A 22197-nucleotide genomic window follows, 5' to 3' on the forward strand; every position below is an offset into this window, starting at 1 on the left:
AGGAGAGATCCAGATGATGAGCAGCAAGGACCTGCTGGTAGGGTCAAATGGAAGCGTTCTGGTCGGGCGTTTGCGGAGGCCTGCCGGGCTGGAGTATTTCGCATACGCGAAAGGAAAGCAGTCGATTTTGATCCGCAAGGATGATGGGCAGATCTTCTCGATCGAGGTGTCGCACGGCAGCTCGCCGATCGAGGTCATTGCAAATCTGGCAGCATCGGAGGCTCCGCTCGAAGCCATTGAGAACATGCGCCGAGAAGGAGTGATCGAGGGAGCAGTGCAATACCTCGGCGAAGATTCTTTCGTCGGCGAATGGGCGCCGCTTGTTCAGACCGTGATTGAAAAGGCTGTCTCGGTTGGCGGGGCTAACAACGAGGTTCTGGTACTGGAGATCTGAAAGAATGCAACTCGAAACCCTTCAACAATTGATGTCCGATCTTGACCTCACGCCAACGACCCTCCAGCCACGTGACATGGTGCCGCTGTTCCCTGATGTAGCGTGTTTCGATGTCACCGTTGAAGTTACCAACAAGAACTTTGTTGTCGGCGATCTGATGAAGAGCGAACGGGTATCCTCAGCCAGTCATCTGCTCGAAGTTCCGAATGAGATCACCAACCGTGCAACGCCGGCCGCAAGCGCGGCCTGGAAAGTTAGACTCAAGACGGGCGTAACGCTGATCATGGTGGGGCGCGTTGAGCCTGCTGGATCGATGTTCAGTTCGCTGCATATCGCTATGGCGGTCCATGTCGTAGAGGACGAGTTGTTTGTCCCCTTCGTTGAGGACTTGGCGGTGGAACGTTGTCGTCGCAGTGCGCTCGGAAGCCTGCAAACGCAGATGGAGCACTACTGCAAGTCGGTGGCAGCACTTCTCGATGGCACGAAAGGAGAACGTGCGTCGTTCATCGTTCGAGAAATCGAAAAATCCTTCTCTAAGGAATTGAGCGCGACTCTGGTCGACCTCTAACATCCATCGACCCCGCGGCACATGAGCTGCGGGGTTTTTCTTTTTCTGTTCTCGCGTGCGGCATCTCCTGAGTGTCACGAATACCAACTTTAGGAGAATCAACATGCAACGTATCCACTGTAAGGCGATTGTGCTCAACGAAACGGAGTATTGGGCCGCGGATATTGTGCGTCGCGCTGGAGGTGCGATCTTTCGGACCTACCTGGTCGATGTGCAGAAGCGGGCGAGGCTTTGCGAGATGCGACCTTCCTATTCCCTTCATCCTCTTTACACGACCCCGCTTGTAGACGACGAAGGTGGGTCACTGGCGGCAGAACTCGCGACTCTAGAAGACTATGACGTGATCTATATGCACTGCGCGAACGTCGATCGGCTACCCGTAGGTGCCGTCTACGACTTTGGTGAGCAGGAAATTCCACCAACCGAAACTCGCGAATCGATGTTCCGCCTTTTCGAGCATCAAGCGCGAGGCAATGTGGTGATCGAGGTGCCGGAAGGAATGGCGCCACAACCTTCGGGGAAGTCCAAGATTCCCGTGCGTTCGACCCCCGCGCCCCTCGTACCCGAGAACTTCACCGCGCAAGCGGAGATGGCGATCGAGATCTAGCGTCGGTCCGACGCCAACTGTTGAGTCACCACCACCCGAGAGAGGCCTGCCTCCTCGGGTGTTTTTGCATCTGCGTGTGGCTCATCTCACCGGTACCAAGGCTTCGCAAGGGCCTTTTCTTCAACCGGGAGATCATCCATGCAAGTTTCAATCAATAACGACCAGCGCCTGTTTGTCATTCCCTCAAGTGGCGGCTATTCGTGCTTCGGCTTCGACAACTGCTACCGGGAGTCACTCGGGCTAGCGTTGGCCATGGGCCTCGATGAAAAGCGGCCGAATGAGGCTGAGATCGGGACACTCGCGCAGTATGAGCAGTATCGCGACCTCTTGAAGCTGGCGTCGCAGCATCCGGGCTTCAAGGCCGCCACGTGGTTCGACATCGAAACGCCGCTGGAGGTACGGGACGCGTTGGAGCGTGCGCGAACGAACGGGGCTCGCCTGCGGATCTTCTACGGAGACAAGGAGACGGGAAGAGACTGGCTGAGCGAGTACGATGTGATCGGTCGTATCGGTCGTTCGATGGGAACGCTGAAAGTCCCGTTGATGATCGCGAACTCCAGCAGCAGTGGTGGGCCGGCGATTCTCGACGCATGCATTGTCAGGATTATCGAAGCTGAGTCGAAAAGGGAGTGGTACCGTCACGTCCGGTATCAGACCCCCGAGTTCGAGCTCCTCCCCGAAGGACATCCGGAGATTGGAGATGACTACGCCGCGGCTGTGAAGGTGAATGGATCACTCCATGCCCGATTCAAGAAGCGTGCGTCGGCCGGACGATGGATAGCCTTTATGAAGGGCGAACGCATGAGCAAGTAACCGTGGTGACCCGTGCCTCTTCGGCACGGGCTTTTTCTTGCGTGCAGAAAAGACAAAGCCCGCGCAGGTGGCGGGCTTGTTTGCTGCTGATCGAGCGACGATGCTTACTTGGATCGACTGTTGAGTTGCTGTTGCCGCATCTTGTACTGACGAACCTGCTGTTCGTATCGGCTCAGTGAGGTCTGATCCGGCTTAGTTTCGTTGTTTCGCCAACGATGAATCGTCATCTTGGTAACACCGAGCGTAATCGCAAGGTCGTTGTCGTTGTCGACCTCGAGATCCTTTGCCCACTGGTTCAGCAGTTCGCTCATTGGAATGTCGAACCGCTTCTGGCGATCGACCGTCTCGGGATCTTCATCTCGCAGCTTGCGAGCCAGTTCCATAATGTCGTCCGGAACCGTCGCGGTGCGGCCGTAGATGTACGACGAGAGCCGTGGGAGACCGATCCCCAACGATGCGGCGAAGTCCTGATTGCGCATGCCGAGTTGCCCACAGATTTCGACCAGCTCTTGTTGCTCCGCGCTGAGGTCCTTCGTACTTGCGGCACCACTCCGCCGCGTACGAGCGCGATTCTTCAGGGCAGCGTCGATCGCTGCGTCTTCCTCTGGCGTCGAAGGCGGCGCAGCCACACCGGACGCCATGAGGGGATCAAGGTCGAATACGCCGTGATTGTTCAATTTCTGTTCTCCGTTCAGATGCCTTTGGTAGGCCAGGGCCATTTTCGCAGCAGCGATTTGGGAATCTAACTGTTGATCCCGGTCTAGTTGCTCGCTGTCAACGAAGCTGGATTGCTCCAGCTCCTCACCACGATCGCGCATCTCTTCGATCGAATCGTGATTCACGGTAAGTGTGAGTGAATCTCTCACCACTTCCCGACTGACATTGTTCGCGATCGCATAGATCACCGCATAGACCGCGTCGGCCTCTCGTAGCTTTGCAAGCTGCGAGTCGAAGAACACGATCATTACCCGTTGGAGAACGTCTTCCGTATCCCGAAGATCGGCGCCATTCTTCAACGCTCGCACGCGGCAGATCTTGCGTACGCGCTCGTCGGCGAACATGACCCTGGCGAGCTTATCAACGAAAGCCCGAGAGCGATTTTTGCCTGCCAAGTACTCGGCGCATAAGCGCTGTAACTCGGAGACTTCGCTCGCTTCCAAGTTCCCAATACCGCCCTCATTGTCGTCATCGACGAGATCGGCCGCCGCCTCGGCAGGAATGTATTCGTCTACTTCTTCAGTCAACATTGAACGGAGTCCGTTGTGATGCGGTATTTCTATGCAGCCGCCCGGTCCACCACCCGATCCAGACGAGGAAGAACAATGCGATGCACTTCGTCAACTGACCCGACAAGGTCAAGCATCAGGTGCATACCCGCGACCAGGATGTCCGACTTCAACTCCGGATAGCGTTGCATTGCGCTTTCCATGCGCTCCTTCACGAGAGAGACCGCTTCGTCGGCTGACTTTCCTTCAAGCTCGAGGGTGATGACCGGATTCTGGTCTTCGCCTACGCCGAGCGCGTCGAGGCCGAGATCGATGGGGCTGTACTCACGATTCATGTGACTGTTCCTTCCAGTGGCCGCATTCTGCCGAGCGGCTCGATAACGATTATACGTACGTTACAACACGTGTCAATAAAGCGAATCTGGCAGAATCGACTCTTAACGCGTATGTATGACTGTGGTGAGGAGGGGTGACACTGATCGACGCGTGTCTCCGCGGCCGGCCGTTTGTCCTTAGGCGGCTGCGACGCTAACGGCGAGCTCCATCTTCGGTATGACGCGGCGGATATCCATGATCGTCTTCGCCGAGCGGCTGACGATCGAGAGGCCTGCGACCAGTACCTCTGCTTGTGCTTCAGGAAAGTCTTGCATAGCCTTTCCCATGCAAACGATTGCCCGCGAACCTGTGCAAGTCGTGCCAAAACGCGGGCAAATCGGAATGCCCTCGTCGCTAATGCAACCCATCGATGCCATACCAATCTGGGTGGCTGAAATAGAAACCCCGAATTCTTGTTGCATGCTATTTCCTTGTTCCGAATCTGTTGTCGCTTGCTTTTTTTGGTCCCCGTGATGACGGCCTGTGCATCACTGTAAGAATTATAGTTACGCGTGTAACAAAAGGTCAACGAAAAAAGCCTTTAAAAACAAAGGATTAGCGAAGACAAAGATTGGTATACGTAAAACGTGTTTACGTCTTTTGGTTTTCGTAAGGCACCTACGAAAAGTGGGAATTTACAAGTTACGTTACAGATCAATGACTTATAAACGGGGGTGGATACGACCTGCCCGGAGTTGCGTTTTGTGTTGGCGATTTGTGTAATTTGTAAATAATGCAAATCGCATCACGGCAATAAAACGACCCACCACGCAGGCGCGTGATGGGTCGAACTGTCGTTATAAAAACACATCCTGATGCACGACTTGCTCGTTCAAGGCCGCTTCCTGTTCAGGGAAGAGAGGAAGGGAGAACTCGTCCGGATGTCGGGCTCGGCGTTGGTGTTTCGACTGCCAGTACGCCTGCGCTTCATCCGACGATGGTTCATCACTCACACTCGGTAACGTCGGCGCCACCGGCACCGATTCCGTCGACACCGCCGCGCGAGACGACTTCGAAGAACTAGTCATCTTGCGGGAAGATTTCTTCGGCGGGTAGCTCGTCTTCGTATAGCCCGGCGGTAGGGGGATATCACTCAGGTCGATGTTGGAGGCTTTTGCTACCCGAGCCTCGCGATCTGCCGCGCGAACCATATCGATGGATGACGAGGATCTCCGCTTGCGCGGGCTGTCTATTTCGAGTGAGACAGTCTTCGGTTCATCTCGTGCTTCGTATGGTGCCTGATTGCTCATCGCGAAGCCGAACTTGCCAAAGTGGTGCTTCACGAGGAACGGCCAGATCATGACGAATACGAGCAGCGTCGACACCCACCAGAGTCCCCATTTGGGGTGCGCTGTGATGAAGACTACTGACGCGGATGCTGCGATGTAGAACGACCCGAAGAGAAGCTGACGTTTGAGAGGCATGGCGAACTCCGTTATAGGCTGTACGCTGTCGAGATGGCCAACATCTGCGCGGAAATCGAAAGAAAAACCCGGTCAGCAGGACAACGCTGAACCGGGTCGGGGTAGTTATGCGAGAGACAGAAGTCGCTCCCATTCTGCGGCGATGTCCCACGACTGCACCGCTGCGAAGCGCTGCATCAGTTCGTCGATCGTGAACGCGTGCGTTGGAGAGTCCTGCGTCAAGAGATCGTCGATTTCTGCGTGACCACTCTCGAAGACCTCCAACGTCGTGAACACGTGGTCGAGTTCGTCGTTCGGGAAACCATCGTTATCACGCTGCTGCACGGCGGGGGTGGGAAGGCCGACCTGGTGAGCGATGATCTGGCAACCGTCCTCCAGCTTCGAGCGAATCAGTTCCAACTGCTTCGACGAGATCGCTCCAGCCAAGACAACCGTCTCGCTGACGCGATAGTTGCCCGCGTCGCAGTAGGTGAGATCCAGCCGCGTGTTTTCCCCTTCATAGCGGATGCCCTTGTAATGCTGTTCCCCGAAGGTCGTTTCCACCAGATCGCGAAACTCGGGCGGGAGAGTGGGGGCATCGTCGCCGGCCGCGACGTTGTCAAAGTCGACGGTCTGAACGTTCACATTCCCATCTTGCGCGGTGTCGCTGACGCCACCCGATACCGATACAAGGACAAGAGCAGGGGCGAGACTGCCACCGTTCGACATGGCCGACTCCACCACGGCGATCGCGGTTTCCAGCCCACCTGGATCGTTCTGAACCGGGTCGTACAGGTTTTCGTCGATGCCGCTCTTGATATCCTCGAGCTGGGTGTTTGCCGCATCGATGACTTTCTTCAGGGCTTCGTGAAGTTGCATACATACTCCTGGTAGTTTGTTGAGCCGACCCCTTGCGTAAGGCCTGGCGTGGTGTGATGCCGAACAGGCGCAAAGAAAAACGCCTTCCATGGATCTGGAAGGCGTTGTATGGCGGTTGGCAATCAGATGACGAGGTCGATCGACTCCTTGTAGGCACCGAGATCCGGCACATCTGGAACTGCGACAGGCTTCGATGGCTTGATCGTCAAGGCCGTCGGATCGACGTTGTTGAGATCCACATCCTTGGAAACCTTCACGGTTACAGACGAGCTTCCCTTCTTGCGATAGGTATCGAGTTCGGCATCGGTCAGGGTGATGTTCTTGTCCGCGAGGATTTTCGCGTAGTCGACGGTCCCCTTCTTGGAAACACGCGTGACCAGCACGCCGCTCCCTTCCCGCTGGTTCTCGGCCTCGCCGAGCAGGTCGATCAACGCCTTTCGAGCCATTTCTTCTCGCTCCTGGACCTCCTCGAACTCCGCCTTCGTCAGCAGGTACAGGGTGGCCGCGGCTGCCCATTCGTCCGACTCCCACACACCCGACTGAACCCGTAGCCAGAATTCGACTTCGGCCGCTACGATTTCGTCGATGCGAGCCTGATCGCGCGGAACACGAATCAGACAACCGTCTTTTCCGTCGAAGGAGTAGTAGTTCGCGAAGTCCGCTTCAGCAACGAACATCTGATGCTGTAGCTGATCGACATACTCATCCGGCACCACACCGCCGAGCGCAAGTGCATGGGCCTTGTCGCCTGGACACTTGATTTCGGTTGGCTCACCGGAGAACGTGTCGATGCCGTCGAACGATGCGCGGATGAAGGGATGAATAGAGCTTTGTGCTACGAGGGGCGTGACAACATTCCCCGACACCTTTTCGTACGCCGCCCTTGCGAGCGGTTCCAACCGATGACCACGTTCCCGGATACGGGCGAGAATCGGATTGGCTTTCGGATCTGCTCCTTTACCGGTTTTATGTTTGAACAACTCGTAAGCACGAGAGTATTTGGACTTGCCCATGATGATCGGGGCATCGGACGCGCCGATTCCCTGCAATCGCCACGCGAGCCATTCAGGTGAACCCTGAATAGTCTCTGGCCCATTCAGGACTTGCATTGCCATTGGAGATCTCCCACTGAGGTTTGCCGTGCGGACGCACGACGCCAGACATCGCGATTTGCCTAGCTTTGGGAGATGCAGAACGGCCATACAGAAACTGGCGCTTCACTTGGCGTGTTGACTGGCCACGCCGCGGCGCGATATATTTTGGTTATCTCTCGGCTGCCCACCTGAGACAATGGCGACTCGAACGGGTGCTTCAATTTGAGATTCTTTTGCGCGCAATCACGCGTCGCAATTGACCGACCACTCCGGTTCTTCGTGCGGATGGATCGCCATTAAGCGGTATCGCACGACTTTGAACGGGAGCAGTTCATGACCTACGATCTGAGCAAGATCGCCATAGGTGCGCGTCGCGCACTTTCCGAATGCGGGATACCGCTTAGCCAAGGGCACGGGCTCGAGGTCGCCGCGGGCCTTTTCAGTTACGGCACGTACCGGCAATATCTCGAGAAGCCTTATACGTTGCCCGATCCCGGCTATCTGATTGAGCTTCTCACTCAACCTTTCGTCGTGCTCGATCACCGAATGGCCATGCGGCGTCTGGAGGAGATCAAGGAAACCCGCGAGCGCCCGAAGCCGGAACTCGAACAGATTGTGTCGACGTTCGCCATCCACGCGCAGCAGGCGGCGCCGGAAACGACTTTTTTCGACGAGAACGATTTCATTGATCGTCACATTCTGACTGCGCACAAGGCAGCCGTTCTTGTCTGTGAGCCGGTGCGGCAGGTTATGGCCGAGATCGGCGTCGTCTGCACTGTCTACGAAGAGGTCGAGCGCGACTTCTACGAGCTCACATTTTCTCGTGGGCCAGATTGGCGTCTCGAGTACGGCGGACACTTTCGCTCTCCGACATCAAACGGTGGCGAAGCGGAGAACATCCCTGAAGTTGCTTTCCGTGCGACGCTGCTTTTCCCGAGGCTCGCACCGGCTATGTTGGGCAGGGCATGGACCAGGATCAGCGCATGGTCACATTTTCCGAGTGACTGGCGATCAGCCGATCGCGGTGCGCCCACTTACGTCGGCCAGTTCTGATTTTCCCTACGTGGTCCGCTGCGCGCGGATCTGCGTTGCGCGTCACCACGCGCGCAGCGGGACCATCTCGATCGATATCGCAATCTTTGGCGCCGTCGCGGCGTCGAGAAGGAGAGAGCAGCTATGAATCTGCTAGGAACAGTAACCGTAGAATTCGGTGGCAGGAAACACAAGGTGCACGGCAAGGATTTTTCGCTGGAAGAAGATCAGAACCGGCACTTGGGCGAAGGCGACTTTCAGTACGAGGCACTCTTCATCTATTTCGACCCCGACCAACGCTTCAAGATTCTGGTTCAGGCGACAAAGCTCGATGGCAATGTGACCTTGTATGACCCGTCGGTCGAAGGCAATGCCAAGATCGTCGACGATTCGCTCGACGTGTCCGGCTAAAGAGCGGCTCCACTCGCACTGAGCGGTTGCGCGCAATCGCTCCGCTCAAACAATAGCCCCCCAATCTCAAGGATGGGGGGCTTGAAACATCAGTTAATAAATCGACAGCGCGTCAGTCGTTTCGCACGAAAATGCCGGGCAAAATACCCAGCCCGCCAGCTCGCCCTTGTTCACAGTCCTGACACCAGTAGGACTTTTCACCCAACATGTTCAACTGCATGGGGTTGCGCGCGAGCATGAACGCGTCGTGCGCGTCGGGGACAGACACGGCAACCGAGTCGTCGAGATGCGGGAACTTCTTCCACGTAATCGGGAAGGTGCCTTCTGTCCCAGCCCATTGACTGCCGGGAGATTTGACGACTTCGGCAACACCGTCACCCTCGCTGTTCTTGTCCGTGAAATGGTTGAACTTGAGCTTGACAGTCACGCCGATGTCCTGGCCGCCAAACATCTTGCTGGCGGTGTAGACGGCAGGCTTGTCCGAACAGGCGGACAGCGCTAACGCAACGATTGCCAGGCATACGAGTTTAAACATAGGGTTCTCCTGTTGATTGAGTGAATGCATGGAAGAGGTCCAGAAATCCGTGCCTGGAGAAATGCAACACACGATCCAATACTTCAGCGGCCATCCCGGGCTACTATTCGTGCATTTGACGGAGATTGGTGTGGCCTACGACATCGACGAACATCGCTATCGCTTTGCTGTCTGGGCCGCTGGTCGCGCATACGCGCGTGGCGGCAAAGATGGAGCGGGATGCACGGTCTGGATGGCGAAGCGGTTGATTGACAGGTCGGGCTTGGGGGCTGTCCGGAGTGTCCAAGATCTGCCCGAACGGCCAACGGAAATTGATCGTTGGGTATTCACGATGATCGCGCGGGTGCGCCTTGCTTCGCGTGGAGAAACCTACAAGATCCGAAGCGCTGGCGCGCATGAATCGAAAAAGCTGAGATTGAGTTACGGCCGAGCACAGAAGCTCGTCAACATGTATCTGAAGGCGATGCTCGTTTGTGGTGGGCAACAGAGCGATTCGCGCATCCGATTTCTACATCCGCCGATTGATGGTGTGCTACTCGACACGCTGTGTAACGTGACGCCAGGTGATCGAGCAAAGGATTTCCCGACGCTGTTCAGCGCTGCACAAGAAACCGGGAAGAGATGGACCAAGTTTCAGAGGCGCGGCTACGTCGCCTACCTTGACGCAATCAAAGTCTTACAGGGCGACGAGCCGTTGTGGGCGGTGGAGGAGCATTGGTCGCCGGGCCGCGACGAGTAGGTCAGACTCCACACGCCCCACATCAGCGATAGAGTCAGTCACGCTTCACGCTGATCGCGCGGGGCATGCCTTCGACCGCGTTCGCGTCTCGAAGCTGGTCCAGCGTGATCGAAGTGTTTGTCGACGAGGCATATGCCATCGCGCATGAGCCGATCTGGCAGATCTGATTGACCACCAGCAAGTGAGCGGGCGTTGCGGCCTGCTTCGCATCCGCATTTTGGTGATAGCGCAAATCGGCTGCGGCGGCATTAGCGTCTTGCGTGAGGCTGTTCCCGAGGACGAGCGGGTTTGAGCAGTCGCTCAGCAACCAGCAGGAGAGCCCTACGGCGACGCCAGTTCCAAGGACGCTTGTGACGGTACCGGCCGAGATATTGTCGGAGGCCTGTGCGGGCTTGTACTGGTCAGCAGGACCTGCGTAGACCTCCTTGACGGTGTACTGGATCGTCGGATGGTCCGCGCTTACCTTAAAGCCAGACGCTGCGATCGCGCGATTGAGCTTCTCCGCCACGTCCTCGCGACCGTCCAGCGACGAGGCGTGGACCGTGCCGGAGAAATGGATCGGTCCGCCAAAGTTGCGCTGACCGTGGACCGCGAGCACGTGGATATCACCGAGGTCAACCTTGTCGACCTTTCCGGCGGGAGACGTGGCGCAGCCGGAGAGGGTAATTACTGCTGCTCCAGCCAGAGCGACTGAGAATTTTCTTTTGATCTGATTCATGGTCCCTCGGTTTTTGTTCGTAACGCGTATGTATATTTCACACGAAATAGAATCGTTGCGCAAGGTATTTTGTGAGGGGCTGGGTGGCTCGGGCGAAGCGCAGGACGGAAGGGCGGGGAGGCGGCTGACAGACGAAAAAAAACTGGGCTCACGTATGACGTAGAGCCCAGCCTTGAGATGATCGGATGCCGCGGCATCGATCTAGGTGGCAATCCACCGTTTCACAAGACTGGGCTCATCCTCACTCGTTTGTCACCTCTTCAGTATCGTCGATAGCAGTACGACGATTCACGGCTCGGTGAGCCTTGCGACCCCCGCCAAGATGCACCTGGCTGCTATGCTAGGACGTTGTGTCCGGGGGATAGTCATTTGCGCTTGTTCACATGTGGTGAACAACCTGAGGCTTGTATCTCTACAACCCATTCTCCTTTGTTTCCTTGCGGAACACATGTTGTCCAACGCTCGGGAGACACCCGGCTTGCGACTGTTGTCGGTTCTCGTGATTACGGTGGCAAATGAGCCACTTTTATCGAAGACGCAGGCTGTGCATAGCCTTGTCGAGCACTCGGGACAAAAACATGTGGGAGGTTGGGGAAAGATACGCTCAGGCGGCGATGGGGCATTGCGCTAGCCCGTCACCAAAACATGACTACAGGGAGGCGTCGCGCACCTCGGATCAGACCGGTGTCTCCAGTTCTGCATCCGTGAACCTTACGCCTTCGATATGCAGCACATGGATCAATAATCTCGATCATGGAAGGGGCTATGCATCTTGAATACACCGGCGAAGGCAAAAGAAACTGGCGGTGCGCGTAAGCACCACTATGTCCCGCAATGCTATCTGAAGCGATTTACAAGCACAGGCAGCAAAGGCGCTCAGCTTTTCGTGATAGACGCTCAGCAACGGCGTGCTTTCACAACGACGCCGGCAAATATCGCGGCAGAGCGGGATTTCAACCGGGTCGACATCGAAGGGGAAGACCCAAACCTTGTCGAATCCAGCTACGCGGAGTTTGAAGCGAGACTTGCGCCGGCGCTCGTGCGGATTGACAAGCGTGGCGCACTCACTGACGACGCGGATTTATCGCTGGTGCTGGAGCTAATCGCCATTCTCGCAGTGCGCAATCCCAGTCGGCGCGAGAACAAACGAAAATTCCATGAGCAAACGCATCGTCGCGTGATGGAATTGCTGGTAGAGACCCCAGAACGATGGGCGGCACACACGAAAAAGGCGATAGAGGCGGGCGCGATCGAAGCGCCGGGGCTGGGCTATGAAGAGGTACGAGATTTTGTTCAGCGGGGAGAGTTTACCCTCGACGTTGAAACGACACAGCATGTGCGGGAGGAGCTGAAATCTCTCACGACCGTCTACGAGTTGCTCCACCGCCGCAATTGGGTCGTCGTGAAGGCGGGAGCGTTGTCGGGCGGCTTTGTCACTTCGGACCACCCCGTGACGCTGTGCTGGGACGACGAAGAGATGGAGAGCAGTTTCTATCCTCCAGGCTTCGCGTCGCGCCGCACGACGATTTTTTGCCCACTGTCCAGACAGGTTGCCATCCGCGGTTCTTTTGACGGCCGGCAGGGTGCGGTCGAGGTGCCGCCTGAAATTGTGGCCTCCATCAATCTGCGCACGATCTTGTACGCTGGAAGGCAGATCTACGCCGAGAACGACAGCTTCCAGTTCATGAGTGAAGAGGGGAAGATGCGGCCGGGGCGTGAGTTGCTTGATCTGTTGCGACAGGTCGCCACGCAGGATTCACGTTCGGACGATTGACGACGGACCATGGCGATTTCACCGTGAAACGCAAAGTGGACGCATCGAGGTCGCCCTCTTGTTCGGTGCGAAGTGGACAACAAAAAGCCCCACGACCGCACGAGTGCGGCTGTGAGGCCGGGAGGGTAATGCAGTTCGTCTCTACTTCATCGACACGACGTACGTGACTACCCCGTACGCGATTAGAGACATCTGGAGATAAATGACGAGTTGAACGCGGACGGGTTGTGCGGAGACGGCTCTCATTGACTCGCGCAGATGGCAAGCGATGAAAACGACGAGCAGCAATGCGTTGAAGGCGACAGATACGACCATTGCCAGACCACGGACGAGCGAGATTGCCATAGCAATCAGTTGGAACAGAAGGTAAAGCAAGGGGATTCCCCATATAAACGAGACCCGGCGGGCGCCGGAGAAACCCACGCTCATTGAGCGTGGACAGCGGCCCAGGTTTTATCTCCTGCGCCGTGGTTCGTATAGCGCCGCGGAGCACTGGATTGACCCGCCTTGACTCAAACTCGCTTATGATATTTTCGACTTACGCATCGCCAGTTAATGCCGTTTGGTTATAACTGGGCATGTACTGGCCACACCCCATGACCCAACGGCCTTCCTGCTCAAGGTCATACTCCGAAAACGCCCGGCCTCCTGCGGAGCATTTAGTCTCGTTAGCAATGGCACTTTCGAGGCGGATGATTTCCGTCTGGTTCAACGGGCGTATCTCGATAGGGTTCTCCTCCCGATGGCGCTGAAACCATGCGTGATACTCGCGGGTGCCGTGCTTGTTGAGCCACCGGACATGCTCGTGCATGGCCTTGTCAGACTCGAACCCCAGCGCTGCCGCTTCGTTGCTAACCGTGACGATCTCTTTCTCTGACTTGAGCCGATGTTGCATAACACTCTCCTGGTTGAAATTGAACATGCGAGAGCGATATGCGGAACACCGGCGAAGAACTTGGTGAGAAAGAGCAGTATAGAGTTCGCATCGCCGGCGAAGCGTAATGGCTCCGGTTAGCCCTCGACAACGTCGGCGGGAGTAGGCATGGGCAGGGCGTGCGCGTCCTGAGCGGGTTTGTCCACGCAGGCCTTCAGGATGGCCTCGGCTTTGCGCATCGATCTCACGGTCTTCACGATGTCGATAGTCCCGTCAGCGTTGGCGACGGCAAACGGGATGAGTAAGGCCACCGTCATAGTGGTGCCTCTTCCGAGACGCCGAGGGCGCTGGGTTTCAACGCCGATCCTTCTTCCGGCGGCGAGCACTTCCTTCTGCCATCGAGTGCGCAGCGCAGCAACGTCGCCTCCCCGGGGGACCGAAACCTTGAAGCACAAGTCGAGTCGACCATCCTCAGCTTCGATTTGCAGGTGTAGCTTGCATCCGTCTTCCCGCGGTTTCCCCTCATGCCAGATGAAGGCATAGAAACCGCCGCTTGGATTGGGAACATATCGCCAGTTCGCTTCCGGAAACTCGACTTGCAGGGCCATGAAAAATCCCATCCGCGCATTCCGTGACCAACTAAGGGGCGGGGTTGAGCGGAAGCTCTGCACTTCAGATTCGATACGACGGAGACGGCGATAGAAATCCTCCGCAATATCGCTCGCTTCGCGTGCGGCACGGCCTGCGGAGCCTTCCAGAAGGCCCAATAAATCGAGACGGCTCAGCACGTGATAGCCGGAAGCGCGCACCCGCGTGTATTCGGCTTGGTTGCCTGTCTGAAGGTAGATCAGAACGAGCGGCTTGTCGTCTCTGCCGAAGCCAAGTTTCTCAAGCCGGCGGCGGTAGATACTGAGCTGGTCCGAGTGCTCCGTCGTGCCGACCTTGTCTTCGATCAGGAAGGCAATGGTGTCGTTCACCACGCAAAGGATGTCGATGCCCTTAAACTGGCGCCGCACCTTAACGGTTCGGATGTCCAGACGGGGGGGAGCGCCAGAATTTCTGGCGAACATCAGTTCGAGGAACTCACGACCAAGGGCGTGGATTTCCGGACGACCATGCCAGTGGCTGGGGGCAGCGTGGGCCAGCAGCCAGCAGAGAAACGCGTCCTGAGATAGTTCGGAGGGAGCAAAGTCGAAGAGATTGGGATGCACACGTACTCCGCCGATCATAGAGGAAAGCGCAATGTTACCGGCACAGTAAGAAAACCCCGGCCAGCAATGCTGAACCGGGGTAGGGAGAGTTATTGCAGCTGGCATGCCCCACCGGTTCGCTTGCCGGTCAAGGTAACCCACAGAACCGCGGCGGACAAGGTCGCGGCCGTGCCATCCAGAAGTGGCTTCAACGCGTTGCGATGGCTCGCAATTTGAGGGTCGAGCAGGCCAGAAATGTCGGGCTGCTTCGCCAGCTCGGCGCGAATGTCGTTCGAAGCACGGCACACGACGGCGGCAAGCGCGCTCAATTTGCTGAGGAGCGTTACCGAATTGTCCGCGACAACCGGGTCCGCGACGCCGATCGCGTTCGCCACGGCCTCGATCGTCACCGCACATTGCTCCGCGATAAGAAGTACGTGGCCGATGCAGTCGAGATTGAGTTCCAATGTGTCGCAAGGAACCGTTTCGGCCGGCGGCCGTTGTGGTTTCATCGTCATGATTGCTCCGTTCAGAAAGAAGGCACCAAACCTGGGGGATTGGCTGGGCAATCCAGTGATGACGTACACCAGGTGATACCAGTGAACTTACGCCTTCAGAAGGAGGCGGCTGGCCGTGAACCAGCGGAGCCGCGCCAGAAAGTAAATGGCGTAGGCATGCCGCATTCGACGGCGCACCAATGGGTTCGCGCCGTCGGTCGGCAGCAGCAGTGGCACGCCGAAGCGTTCGGACGCGACTTCGGCGACGGCGGCCGACCTGGAGACACCGTCGTGGCAATGAATTGCCAGTTCGTCTATTCCGGCCCTTGCCTGCTGCTCGATGAACCGGACAATTCGCAGGGCTTGCGCCAACCCCATCAGCTTGAAGTCGCCATACCGGCTGTCGATATCGTGAAACGCTTCCGCGTGGATCGCGCGCCAGCCAGCGTCGAAGTCCGGTGGCTCCGTTCCAGGATTCCGGATCGACACCAGCGCGCCGTTGGGATTGGAGTCGCGATAGGCAATATCGCGCCAGTTGAAGAAGGAAATTTTCATAGTGCGGATTGAGAGTTGTGAAAGGGCGGTCTCACGTTTCGACGACGCAAAGCGCCTTCTCCTGTTGTGCCATCGAGAGAAGTCGATCCAGTTCCGCGGCGATCATCGCGCCAGCGCGAGTGAGTAGTTCGACGCGCTCGGCGGTCGTACACGTAGCCGGATCTGCCGGCAGGCTGCCGCTGTAGAGCCGACGTTCACCGACTTCGCGTCGAAGGTCGGGGATGCGGGCCCATGGCCATGGGTCTGCCATAGTGCAGTCATCGTCGCCGCCATCGAGCGTGAAAAGCTGTTCGGTGGCCGCATAGCAGGCTGCGGCCATCGCAAGTTCCCCATCGTCTGTCGCAATACACGAAAGGCCATCGTCGGCAATCAACCGAGCGTGCGCTTCCGCTATCAAATTAATCCCAGTCATTCTTGTGCTCCCGACATCGAGCCTTGCAAACCCGATACCTATTGCCGCCCCGGTCGGCGCGGGGCAGCGCGGTTTTATCGAATCCCGTCGCCGCACAGGTTGAGTCACCTGGCGCGCAGGCTTCTCTCGAACGTCATGCAGTAAGTGCCCGCTTTGAAGCGCGACGACGATTGCGTCCACGTGCTCCTCAAGCGTGAGTGCCAGCCGAAGGCCCGCTTTCTCCTTTGTCAGGTCAATGCTTCGGAACATTGAGACGCGGTCCAGACGAGTTCTCGATGCTCAGATCTTCCCGACTGCGCGCTCACCTCGTTGGCGAATCTATCGCTCGCTCGGGTCATGAGAGGCTCCTCAGGCAGGCTTGCGTGCGCGCCATGCGGCCCAGCTCGCTTTCGAAACGACGTTCGTAGCGGGTATGAAATCGTGAAGGAACTGACCGCGGGAGGTGACAACCGGGATGGCGAGGAGAAGCACGGCCGCTGCGGCGAGGACAATCGGCGAGCCAATGAAGAGCAGACTAAGGATAGTCATCACTTTCATCGAGCTACGGAGAAGAACTTCGCCGAGACGCGCATCTCGCTCCTTCGCACTGGTGGTCTTCAGGCAAAAGAGCCATTTGCCGGGAGTGCACCTGAATTTCTTCCACGAGAAGAGGGCGTCATAGAGCCACCAAGCCGCGGGAAGGGTCGCGAACGCGTATGGCGCCATCCCGCGTGCAATCGCCTGATACCAGGCGAAACGAAGTTGGTCGAGTGGCACGTTGTGAAAGAGCATCTGCAATTGCCCCAACGCGGGCTGATCTTTCACAAGGATCGCGACGGCTGCCGCACCGATGGTTGTGATCGCGGCACCGGCCGACAGCACGAACGCGTCAGCAGCAGTCGCGAGGAGTCGGCGCGCAATAACGCCGAGTCGGGAGAGAACTTGGTCTTTCTTGATCATTTGACTTTCCTTTAACGGAGGAGATGCTGGATCGAACGAGTGATCGACTTCAGGGCATGCTCCTCGGAGCCATAGCCTTGAGACGAGTAGCCGCGTGTTGTTGGGCGAGGCAAGGGCATTGCGTCCCGCTTTGCTGCGTCAGACATACCGGGGAAAAAGTTGATGCCTGCGACCTGTTCCAGTTCTGCAATCGACATAACGGAGTAGTCGTCGACGGGTTCGTTGTCAGCCAGGTAGGCCGCGCCTCGACCAGTCCTGGTGTCGACAACGATCTTGAAGATGTGTGTCGGGACGAGTACACGCCCGTTTAGTTGACGAACCGTGCCGCCCGAAAACAGGGGTCCCGTGATCGTGTAGATGTCGCCGCGTTTTTCCGCGAGACGCCTGACGCTCTTCTCAATATCGGCCCAGAGGTGTCGGTTGAGAATGGCGTTTTGAGCGACCACGTTCCCGAGGCTGAAGGATTCGAGTTGCGCCGAAGGGGTGGCCATATCGCCGCTGGGCGCGAGATGCCCCCGATCGAGTCCGCGCTGGTGCGCGTAATCAGCAAGCTCGGCGCGATCATCTGACTCAAGCCGCTCCTCCGCGTGAAACGAATTCACGCGGTCAATTTCGCGAGCGGCTTTCACGCGATCAGCGGTCAGATGTTCGGCGGACCACAACGCGGTGCGGCTGATGCCCGAGTGCACCACGGCGAATTGCTGAAAGCAAAGCGCCTTCGTCTTTTGCGCCAGTTTCGCGTTGGTGATGACCGGGGCGGTGCCATGGAGGTAGCTGTCGGCGCAGTTCGTCTGATACGCGTTGGCCGTCAAGGAAGCAGCCGCGAGGACGGCGCCAAGGAAAAATGTCTTCACAAGTCGATCCTTATTTGGGGCTGTAGACCGGACAGAGGAGAGGCTTCAGACTGAGGCGGTTCGGGATGAAGTTGCGCAACTGAGTCGGATCATCAACCCAGCCGGCGACACCGCCGCCTGACGCCACATTCCGCAGGAAGGCCCATTGATCGTCCGTCGGCGTGTTGCCCGGCCTCTTGACTTCGACGGCCAGAAAGCGACCGTCTTTCAGTTGGCCGATGATGTCCGAGACGCCCGCCTCGGAAAACTTGACGAAGCGTTGGTTCTCGCCTTCGCCGAACACTGCCGCTCCGGTGTTCATGCGCATGCACCATGCAATAGCGGGGTGGCGCTCGAGCAGCTCGAGGCATGCAAGCAGCACGTCTGTCTCGCGGATCGTCGGAAGCTCGCTCCGAACTGCCGCTTTCACTTGCGCGACCGATGGCTTGGAGGCTGTCTCTGTAGGGACGGTCGGTTTCCCGCGCCGTCCCTGGAGCGCCGCGAACTCGGCTTCTGTGAACCGGATGCCCATGTCGCTCAACTGAACATGTTGTCCAACCCGTCCATCGCAGAGAGCGTCTCTGCGTCCAGCTCGGACAGGTTAGGCATCTGGATCGGCTGCTGGTCACCGCCACCGACGCTCGCGCCGATTCCGGTGGTCGCTGCCATTGGCGCCGCGGCGATAGCTGCCGGTTCGCCGCCCGTGATGAGATGAATCGGCTGGTTCGGCGCGCGATGCGCTTCTTCTGCTACCGGGAGAACCGGCGGTCGTGGGGCGGCGTTGGCGATCTGCGAGGAAACGGATATAGCTTCCGGCGCCTGCGGAACTTCGACAGACGGCGGCAACGACTGTGCTTGTGCCGACGAGTCGGAGAGGGCGGGCCGCGGAGTGGGCCTCGCGTTGATCGAACGCTGTCGAACAACCTTGGTACCACGAGCACGAGAGGGCGCTTTCTTCGGCTGACGAGCCTGAGCTACCGCTTCAATGAGACCGCCCGGACCTTCAAGCGCCTCATTGATTGCCTCATCAAGCGTCCCGGCTTCCCGGTGCTTGATGAACCATTGGTAGACGATGCCCCGCATGAGCGGAGTCTCCGTGCGGAACGGCATCTCCGCAAGGAACTCCAGCAATCCGGGGCAACCGTCCTCTCGGATCACCAGGTTGAATCGACGCTCTGCCTCGAGGGCGTCGAAAACCCGGATGAGCTTAGACATTCACCGATTCCTGTTGCGAGCGCATCGCGCGGCGCAGGGCGATGCCCATGCCATAGCGGCAGAAGCCGTTCGCGACCGCCATACGCGGGTTGTCGAGGAGCACGCAGTGCGGCCATTTTTTCGACAGTTCGTCATACAGGAGTGGGGCGCCGCCGCCCGCGAGCAGTACGCCATGCAGCTTGCGCACGTCGGTGGACAGGAGCGAGTCCGCCTTGGAGATGATCTTCTGCGCGACGTGCGAGACGGCTTCGGCGACTTCTTCCGCAATGTCCACGTCCCGACCATACTGAAGAATCGTCTTCGTCCGGATCGCCAGTTCGCACTCGATCAGATTCGAATGAATGTCCTTTGCGTTCAGGATGCGCAGCAGATGCTCGGCCGCGAAGTTCAAGCCTTCGCACGAGCTCGCACCGCGCTCGATGTATTGGCCTTCCAGCATGAGGAGGAAGTCGGTCGTGAAGTGGCCGACCTCGATGACCGCCCAGCTCTTCTTCCGGCCGGCGTCATCCTGCATGTGCGTCTTGACGGGCACCCCCGACTTGTCGAGATAGAAGTCGCAGTAGGCCCCCATCGGTTGCGGCAGTACGCGGATTTCCGCCTGAACGATCTTCAGCGTTTCGGCCTTCAACTGCTCCTGCTGCGAGCCGTACAAGGAAGCCGGCGTACCGATCACGAGGAGCGGGTCAGTCAGGCCCGGGACCCCCTTCGCCGCGAAGCGCTTCATGGTCGAACCGACCAGAGCGAGATATTCCGGCGTGCTCGTCCAGTTGTGAGAAAGGCCCACGGTCGTCCCGGCACTGCCTTGGAGGCGCGCGGTGTCGCCGGTGAAATAGCGGCGACCGGCAACCACGATGGTCTCCGCTTCAGCCTTCCGGGCCGTGGACTCGTCGGTGAGATCGATGGCCGGCGAGACGATCGAGGGGAAGGTCAACGGATAGAACATGCCACTGGCGAATGCCGTCGCCTTGACGGCGCTACGCCCCACGTCGAGGCCGATGATGGTCTGGTTCTGCATGGAAATCCTCTGGTTAAGGGTGCGAAAACGGCTTTTCACGGCGCGCTTTCAATGCGCATTGCGTTATGCGCTATGTGCAATGCGCATTGCTCACTACACATAGCTGATTGCACACTGCGAGTCATTCTAGGATACATAACACGTATTGACAATACACAAAGACACGAAAGACAATCTGGCCGTTATGCCGCCATCCGGCGCATGGTACAGGACCCCCCCAGAGCACGCTTAATACATTGTGGATAAGACCCCCCCGACGATCGCCGAATTAACGGACCTCAAGGAGAAGACGTGCCGAGCAGTTGCGGCAGCGGTCGACTTCATCGCTGACATCGACTCAACCCTCGTTCTGATCGACGGATTGATGTACGTAACCCAACCTTTTAAGAGCGGCAGAATAGGCATCAAATTCATCCAAAACAACGGGAAACTGCGCCCGCAAGTTCGCATCTTTACGCGCCTGAGAAACGGGAAGTGGATTTCGGACTACGTGACTCACAAAGGGCTCGTTCGACGGGTCAAGAAATCTCGCGAGTTCGAGGCGAACCACCAATACCTGCGGACTCTCTGCGAGCACATCACCACGCTGATCCAGATTCGGCAGGACATGATTGATCGCCTGAAGCACGCTGACCTGTCGTTCACGAACACGCTCAAAGCGCGCTCCCGGTACGTGGGCGACACATCTGCGGTGATCGGAGCCATGCACGAGAAGACGATGACCCGGTTCGAAGGCGATATGGACATGGACGACGAATAGGCGGAGTGATCGCTTTGCAAGTCAGGAGCCCTGGTGCCGAGTGGTGCCGGGGCTTTTCTTTATGCGCGGCGAGCGGGCGGCCATGCGGAGGATCGGGCGGGGCGGATCGTGGGCTTGGCGTAGGGGGAGCCGACTGATTGGCCATGCGAGATCACGGGCGCGGTGATCGTTGGGCGCTGCTCGATGCGCAGTTGACCAGGCGGCAATGCGAGGGACTGGGCTGGGCGGGGCCGAGGCTTTGCCCGGGTGTGGTGGACTGTTGGCCATGCGGAAGATCGGGCTGAGTGCCGGGCTCTGCTCCGCATGAGGGAAGTGGGCTCTTCTGCGACCGGAGGATCGGGCGTTGGTGGCTGCGGCTTGACGATGGTGGTCGTGGTTCTCTCGCTGGGGCGGCCGTCGTCCCTTTGGTCCCTTCTTCTCTCTGTGTGTTTCTGTGTGGGGGCCGGTCGTGCCGATGGTGCAGGTGCGGGTTGGATGGATGTGGATTGTGCAATCCATGTTTAGTGACCGGTTGCCCTGCGGTGGCCTGAGTGTGGTGATCGAGTGGCATGCGGTAGCTCTCGGTGTAGTCGTCTCGGCGGCGCATTGACCGCCGATGCCTTTGCTGTCGCCGGCGCCATGCGCGGCCCGGGACGGGGTTTATGGTTCTGCCGAGGGGATAACTATTTGTCCACCGCCGCTCTGATCTGCCTGTGTGACCTCTGGGTTTTCTGCCCGGCTCCGGCGGGCTATGGTCTCGCCGTGGGCATAACCATTTGTCCGCTTGCCCGTGGCGCCAGTGAGAGATCGGCCTCCGCGTTTTGCCGGTGTGCGCACTGTGCTCTCCTGGGTGAAGTGGATTTGTCTGCCCTCTTTCTTGTCCGGTGCTCTTCCTGCGGAACAACTCGCCCGACGTAGACGACTGCCCGGGATCACTGCACGTCTGGGGCGGGGAGCTGGATGCGCGGAGGCCCGGTGCGATGGGATCGATGGGATGGAATGGATGGAGATGGGGCGGTGGTGCTGCCAACGTGTTGAAGAGACAGGTGTGGGTTGGCGGAGTGATCGCTTGGCCATGCGAGGGAATGGGCGCAGTGAGACTTCTGCTGGCGGGAGATCGGGTGGAGTGTCGTGTCTGCGAGCGGGGGATAGCGGAGTGATGTTGCGGCTGGCGTGGGACTGGGCGGAGTCGGTGTTTTGTCGACGGGAGATCGGGCGAGGTGGTTGTGCGGCTGAGGGAATAGCGGAGTCTGGGATCGGCTGGCGGCATGGGCGGAGTGAGTGTATCGGCGGGCGGGGGATCGGGCTGAGCGGGATGTGCGCTGGCGAGGGATTGGGCGAGGTGAAATTGAGCGCGGTC

The 22197-nt window shown here is 58.2% G+C and carries 27 protein-coding genes; 9 read left to right on the forward strand and 18 right to left on the reverse strand.

Features of this window, described 5'->3' with window-relative positions; translation table 11 throughout:
• The first annotated feature begins 13 nt into the window (after positions 1-13).
• The 4 genes from LDZ21_RS27445 to LDZ21_RS27460 all read left to right on the forward strand — a co-directional run bounded on the left by LDZ21_RS27445 (position 14) and on the right by LDZ21_RS27460 (position 2382).
• Positions 14-394: a hypothetical protein gene (locus LDZ21_RS27445; protein WP_244797358.1), complete on the forward strand. Its 381-nt coding sequence runs from the start codon at positions 14-16 to the stop codon at positions 392-394.
• 4 nt (positions 395-398) lie between these two features.
• The gene (locus LDZ21_RS27450; protein ID WP_244797359.1) at positions 399-962 is read left to right on the forward strand and encodes a hypothetical protein; all 564 of its coding nucleotides are present in this window, start codon (positions 399-401) and stop codon (positions 960-962) included.
• Between the two features lie 103 nt (positions 963-1065).
• Complete coding sequence (locus tag LDZ21_RS27455; protein WP_244797360.1) at positions 1066-1569, forward strand: hypothetical protein; 504 nt, start codon at positions 1066-1068, stop codon at positions 1567-1569.
• Positions 1570-1707: 138 nt separating this feature from the next.
• A complete protein-coding gene (locus LDZ21_RS27460) occupies positions 1708-2382 on the forward strand; it encodes a hypothetical protein (RefSeq protein WP_244797361.1) in 675 nt (224 codons plus the stop codon).
• 104 nt (positions 2383-2486) lie between these two features.
• Here LDZ21_RS27460 and LDZ21_RS27465 read toward each other — a convergent pair whose 3' ends face one another.
• The 6 genes from LDZ21_RS27465 to LDZ21_RS27490 all read right to left on the reverse strand — a co-directional run bounded on the left by LDZ21_RS27465 (position 2487) and on the right by LDZ21_RS27490 (position 7380).
• A complete protein-coding gene (locus tag LDZ21_RS27465) occupies positions 2487-3629 on the reverse strand; it encodes a hypothetical protein (RefSeq protein ID WP_244797362.1) in 1143 nt (380 codons plus the stop codon).
• Positions 3630-3658: 29 nt separating this feature from the next.
• Complete coding sequence (locus LDZ21_RS27470; protein ID WP_244797363.1) at positions 3659-3943, reverse strand: hypothetical protein; 285 nt, start codon at positions 3941-3943, stop codon at positions 3659-3661.
• A gap of 177 nt (positions 3944-4120) precedes the next feature.
• Complete coding sequence (locus tag LDZ21_RS27475; RefSeq protein ID WP_244797364.1) at positions 4121-4405, reverse strand: hypothetical protein; 285 nt, start codon at positions 4403-4405, stop codon at positions 4121-4123.
• Between the two features lie 375 nt (positions 4406-4780).
• Complete coding sequence (locus LDZ21_RS27480; protein WP_244797365.1) at positions 4781-5407, reverse strand: hypothetical protein; 627 nt, start codon at positions 5405-5407, stop codon at positions 4781-4783.
• Between the two features lie 105 nt (positions 5408-5512).
• Positions 5513-6265 carry a hypothetical protein gene (locus LDZ21_RS27485; RefSeq protein ID WP_244797366.1) on the reverse strand — a complete coding sequence of 251 codons (753 nt, stop codon included), beginning with the start codon at positions 6263-6265 and terminating at the stop codon, positions 5513-5515.
• Positions 6266-6387: 122 nt separating this feature from the next.
• On the reverse strand, positions 6388-7380 hold the full coding sequence (locus LDZ21_RS27490) for a YqaJ viral recombinase family nuclease (RefSeq protein WP_011876205.1): 993 nt from the start codon (positions 7378-7380) through the stop codon (positions 6388-6390).
• A 312-nt stretch (positions 7381-7692) separates the two neighbouring features.
• Here LDZ21_RS27490 and LDZ21_RS27495 point away from each other — a divergent pair, with 312 nt between their 5' ends.
• Positions 7693-8412 (forward strand): hypothetical protein, encoded by a 720-nt coding sequence (locus tag LDZ21_RS27495; RefSeq protein ID WP_244797367.1) that lies wholly within the window; start codon positions 7693-7695, stop codon positions 8410-8412.
• A gap of 123 nt (positions 8413-8535) precedes the next feature.
• Positions 8536-8802, forward strand: a complete 267-nt coding sequence (locus LDZ21_RS27500; protein ID WP_014194192.1) for a hypothetical protein — start codon at positions 8536-8538, stop codon at positions 8800-8802.
• Positions 8803-8914: 112 nt separating this feature from the next.
• Here LDZ21_RS27500 and LDZ21_RS27505 read toward each other — a convergent pair whose 3' ends face one another.
• Complete coding sequence (locus LDZ21_RS27505; protein ID WP_014194193.1) at positions 8915-9337, reverse strand: hypothetical protein; 423 nt, start codon at positions 9335-9337, stop codon at positions 8915-8917.
• A gap of 28 nt (positions 9338-9365) precedes the next feature.
• Between LDZ21_RS27505 and LDZ21_RS27510 the strand changes: the two genes are divergently transcribed.
• Positions 9366-10076, forward strand: coding sequence for a hypothetical protein (locus tag LDZ21_RS27510; RefSeq protein ID WP_244797368.1), 711 nt, complete (start codon positions 9366-9368; stop codon positions 10074-10076).
• A 34-nt stretch (positions 10077-10110) separates the two neighbouring features.
• Here the strand turns inward: LDZ21_RS27510 and LDZ21_RS27515 are convergent, their stop codons facing one another.
• A complete protein-coding gene (locus tag LDZ21_RS27515; RefSeq protein ID WP_244797369.1) occupies positions 10111-10794 on the reverse strand; it encodes a hypothetical protein in 684 nt (227 codons plus the stop codon).
• Positions 10795-11566: 772 nt separating this feature from the next.
• Here LDZ21_RS27515 and LDZ21_RS27520 point away from each other — a divergent pair.
• Positions 11567-12568 carry a DUF4238 domain-containing protein gene (locus LDZ21_RS27520; RefSeq protein WP_244797370.1) on the forward strand — a complete coding sequence of 334 codons (1002 nt, stop codon included), beginning with the start codon at positions 11567-11569 and terminating at the stop codon, positions 12566-12568.
• 538 nt (positions 12569-13106) lie between these two features.
• Here LDZ21_RS27520 and LDZ21_RS27525 read toward each other — a convergent pair.
• From LDZ21_RS27525 to LDZ21_RS27570, 10 genes are all read right to left on the reverse strand, one after another.
• On the reverse strand, positions 13107-13490 hold the full coding sequence (locus LDZ21_RS27525) for a hypothetical protein (RefSeq protein WP_244797371.1): 384 nt from the start codon (positions 13488-13490) through the stop codon (positions 13107-13109).
• Positions 13491-13579: 89 nt separating this feature from the next.
• Positions 13580-14653 (reverse strand): PD-(D/E)XK nuclease family protein, encoded by a 1074-nt coding sequence (locus LDZ21_RS27530; protein ID WP_244797372.1) that lies wholly within the window; start codon positions 14651-14653, stop codon positions 13580-13582.
• Positions 14654-14742: 89 nt separating this feature from the next.
• Positions 14743-15150 (reverse strand): hypothetical protein, encoded by a 408-nt coding sequence (locus LDZ21_RS27535; protein WP_244797373.1) that lies wholly within the window; start codon positions 15148-15150, stop codon positions 14743-14745.
• Positions 15151-15237: 87 nt separating this feature from the next.
• On the reverse strand, positions 15238-15684 hold the full coding sequence (locus LDZ21_RS27540) for a hypothetical protein (RefSeq protein WP_244797374.1): 447 nt from the start codon (positions 15682-15684) through the stop codon (positions 15238-15240).
• A gap of 31 nt (positions 15685-15715) precedes the next feature.
• Positions 15716-16345 (reverse strand): hypothetical protein, encoded by a 630-nt coding sequence (locus LDZ21_RS27545; RefSeq protein ID WP_244797375.1) that lies wholly within the window; start codon positions 16343-16345, stop codon positions 15716-15718.
• A gap of 99 nt (positions 16346-16444) precedes the next feature.
• Positions 16445-17035: an RDD family protein gene (locus LDZ21_RS27550; RefSeq protein WP_244797376.1), complete on the reverse strand. Its 591-nt coding sequence runs from the start codon at positions 17033-17035 to the stop codon at positions 16445-16447.
• An 11-nt stretch (positions 17036-17046) separates the two neighbouring features.
• On the reverse strand, positions 17047-17889 hold the full coding sequence (locus LDZ21_RS27555) for a DNA/RNA non-specific endonuclease (RefSeq protein ID WP_244797377.1): 843 nt from the start codon (positions 17887-17889) through the stop codon (positions 17047-17049).
• 10 nt (positions 17890-17899) lie between these two features.
• On the reverse strand, positions 17900-18400 hold the full coding sequence (locus LDZ21_RS27560; protein WP_244797702.1) for a VRR-NUC domain-containing protein: 501 nt from the start codon (positions 18398-18400) through the stop codon (positions 17900-17902).
• A 5-nt stretch (positions 18401-18405) separates the two neighbouring features.
• On the reverse strand, positions 18406-19083 hold the full coding sequence (locus LDZ21_RS27565) for a hypothetical protein (protein WP_244797378.1): 678 nt from the start codon (positions 19081-19083) through the stop codon (positions 18406-18408).
• Positions 19076-20098 (reverse strand): ParM/StbA family protein, encoded by a 1023-nt coding sequence (locus tag LDZ21_RS27570; RefSeq protein ID WP_014194206.1) that lies wholly within the window; start codon positions 20096-20098, stop codon positions 19076-19078. The genes LDZ21_RS27565 and LDZ21_RS27570 overlap by 8 nt, the downstream gene beginning before the upstream one ends.
• A 238-nt stretch (positions 20099-20336) precedes the next feature.
• Between LDZ21_RS27570 and LDZ21_RS27575 the strand changes: the two genes are divergently transcribed.
• Positions 20337-20858: a hypothetical protein gene (locus LDZ21_RS27575; RefSeq protein ID WP_238551665.1), complete on the forward strand. Its 522-nt coding sequence runs from the start codon at positions 20337-20339 to the stop codon at positions 20856-20858.
• Positions 20859-22197 lie beyond the last annotated feature (1339 nt).

It is taken from the genome of Caballeronia grimmiae, from assembly GCF_022879615.1.
GTDB classification, from domain to species: domain Bacteria; phylum Pseudomonadota; class Gammaproteobacteria; order Burkholderiales; family Burkholderiaceae; genus Caballeronia; species Caballeronia grimmiae.

Excerpts from the sequence above, each read along its gene's own strand:
- LDZ21_RS27460 (WP_244797361.1), top strand. The coding sequence starts at position 1,708 with ATGCAAGTTTCAATCAATAACGACCAGCGCCTGTTTGTCATTCCCTCA.
- LDZ21_RS27475 (WP_244797364.1), bottom strand. The coding sequence starts at position 4,405 with ATGCAACAAGAATTCGGGGTTTCTATTTCAGCCACCCAGATTGGTATG.
- LDZ21_RS27485 (WP_244797366.1), bottom strand. The coding sequence starts at position 6,265 with ATGCAACTTCACGAAGCCCTGAAGAAAGTCATCGATGCGGCAAACACC.
- LDZ21_RS27560 (WP_244797702.1), bottom strand. The coding sequence starts at position 18,400 with ATGGGCATCCGGTTCACAGAAGCCGAGTTCGCGGCGCTCCAGGGACGG.
- LDZ21_RS27570 (WP_014194206.1), bottom strand. The coding sequence starts at position 20,098 with ATGCAGAACCAGACCATCATCGGCCTCGACGTGGGGCGTAGCGCCGTC.
- LDZ21_RS27505 (WP_014194193.1), bottom strand. The coding sequence starts at position 9,337 with ATGTTTAAACTCGTATGCCTGGCAATCGTTGCGTTAGCGCTGTCCGCC.
- LDZ21_RS27515 (WP_244797369.1), bottom strand. The coding sequence starts at position 10,794 with ATGAATCAGATCAAAAGAAAATTCTCAGTCGCTCTGGCTGGAGCAGCA.
- LDZ21_RS27455 (WP_244797360.1), top strand. The coding sequence starts at position 1,066 with ATGCAACGTATCCACTGTAAGGCGATTGTGCTCAACGAAACGGAGTAT.
- LDZ21_RS27495 (WP_244797367.1), top strand. The coding sequence starts at position 7,693 with ATGACCTACGATCTGAGCAAGATCGCCATAGGTGCGCGTCGCGCACTT.
- LDZ21_RS27450 (WP_244797359.1), top strand. The coding sequence starts at position 399 with ATGCAACTCGAAACCCTTCAACAATTGATGTCCGATCTTGACCTCACG.
- LDZ21_RS27510 (WP_244797368.1), top strand. The coding sequence starts at position 9,366 with ATGGAAGAGGTCCAGAAATCCGTGCCTGGAGAAATGCAACACACGATC.
- LDZ21_RS27565 (WP_244797378.1), bottom strand. The coding sequence starts at position 19,083 with ATGTCTAAGCTCATCCGGGTTTTCGACGCCCTCGAGGCAGAGCGTCGA.
- LDZ21_RS27540 (WP_244797374.1), bottom strand. The coding sequence starts at position 15,684 with ATGAAAATTTCCTTCTTCAACTGGCGCGATATTGCCTATCGCGACTCC.
- LDZ21_RS27550 (WP_244797376.1), bottom strand. The coding sequence starts at position 17,035 with ATGATCAAGAAAGACCAAGTTCTCTCCCGACTCGGCGTTATTGCGCGC.
- LDZ21_RS27500 (WP_014194192.1), top strand. The coding sequence starts at position 8,536 with ATGAATCTGCTAGGAACAGTAACCGTAGAATTCGGTGGCAGGAAACAC.
- LDZ21_RS27470 (WP_244797363.1), bottom strand. The coding sequence starts at position 3,943 with ATGAATCGTGAGTACAGCCCCATCGATCTCGGCCTCGACGCGCTCGGC.
- LDZ21_RS27545 (WP_244797375.1), bottom strand. The coding sequence starts at position 16,345 with ATGTTCCGAAGCATTGACCTGACAAAGGAGAAAGCGGGCCTTCGGCTG.
- LDZ21_RS27490 (WP_011876205.1), bottom strand. The coding sequence starts at position 7,380 with ATGGCAATGCAAGTCCTGAATGGGCCAGAGACTATTCAGGGTTCACCT.
- LDZ21_RS27465 (WP_244797362.1), bottom strand. The coding sequence starts at position 3,629 with ATGTTGACTGAAGAAGTAGACGAATACATTCCTGCCGAGGCGGCGGCC.
- LDZ21_RS27525 (WP_244797371.1), bottom strand. The coding sequence starts at position 13,490 with ATGTTCAATTTCAACCAGGAGAGTGTTATGCAACATCGGCTCAAGTCA.
- LDZ21_RS27480 (WP_244797365.1), bottom strand. The coding sequence starts at position 5,407 with ATGCCTCTCAAACGTCAGCTTCTCTTCGGGTCGTTCTACATCGCAGCA.
- LDZ21_RS27445 (WP_244797358.1), top strand. The coding sequence starts at position 14 with ATGATGAGCAGCAAGGACCTGCTGGTAGGGTCAAATGGAAGCGTTCTG.
- LDZ21_RS27535 (WP_244797373.1), bottom strand. The coding sequence starts at position 15,150 with ATGACGATGAAACCACAACGGCCGCCGGCCGAAACGGTTCCTTGCGAC.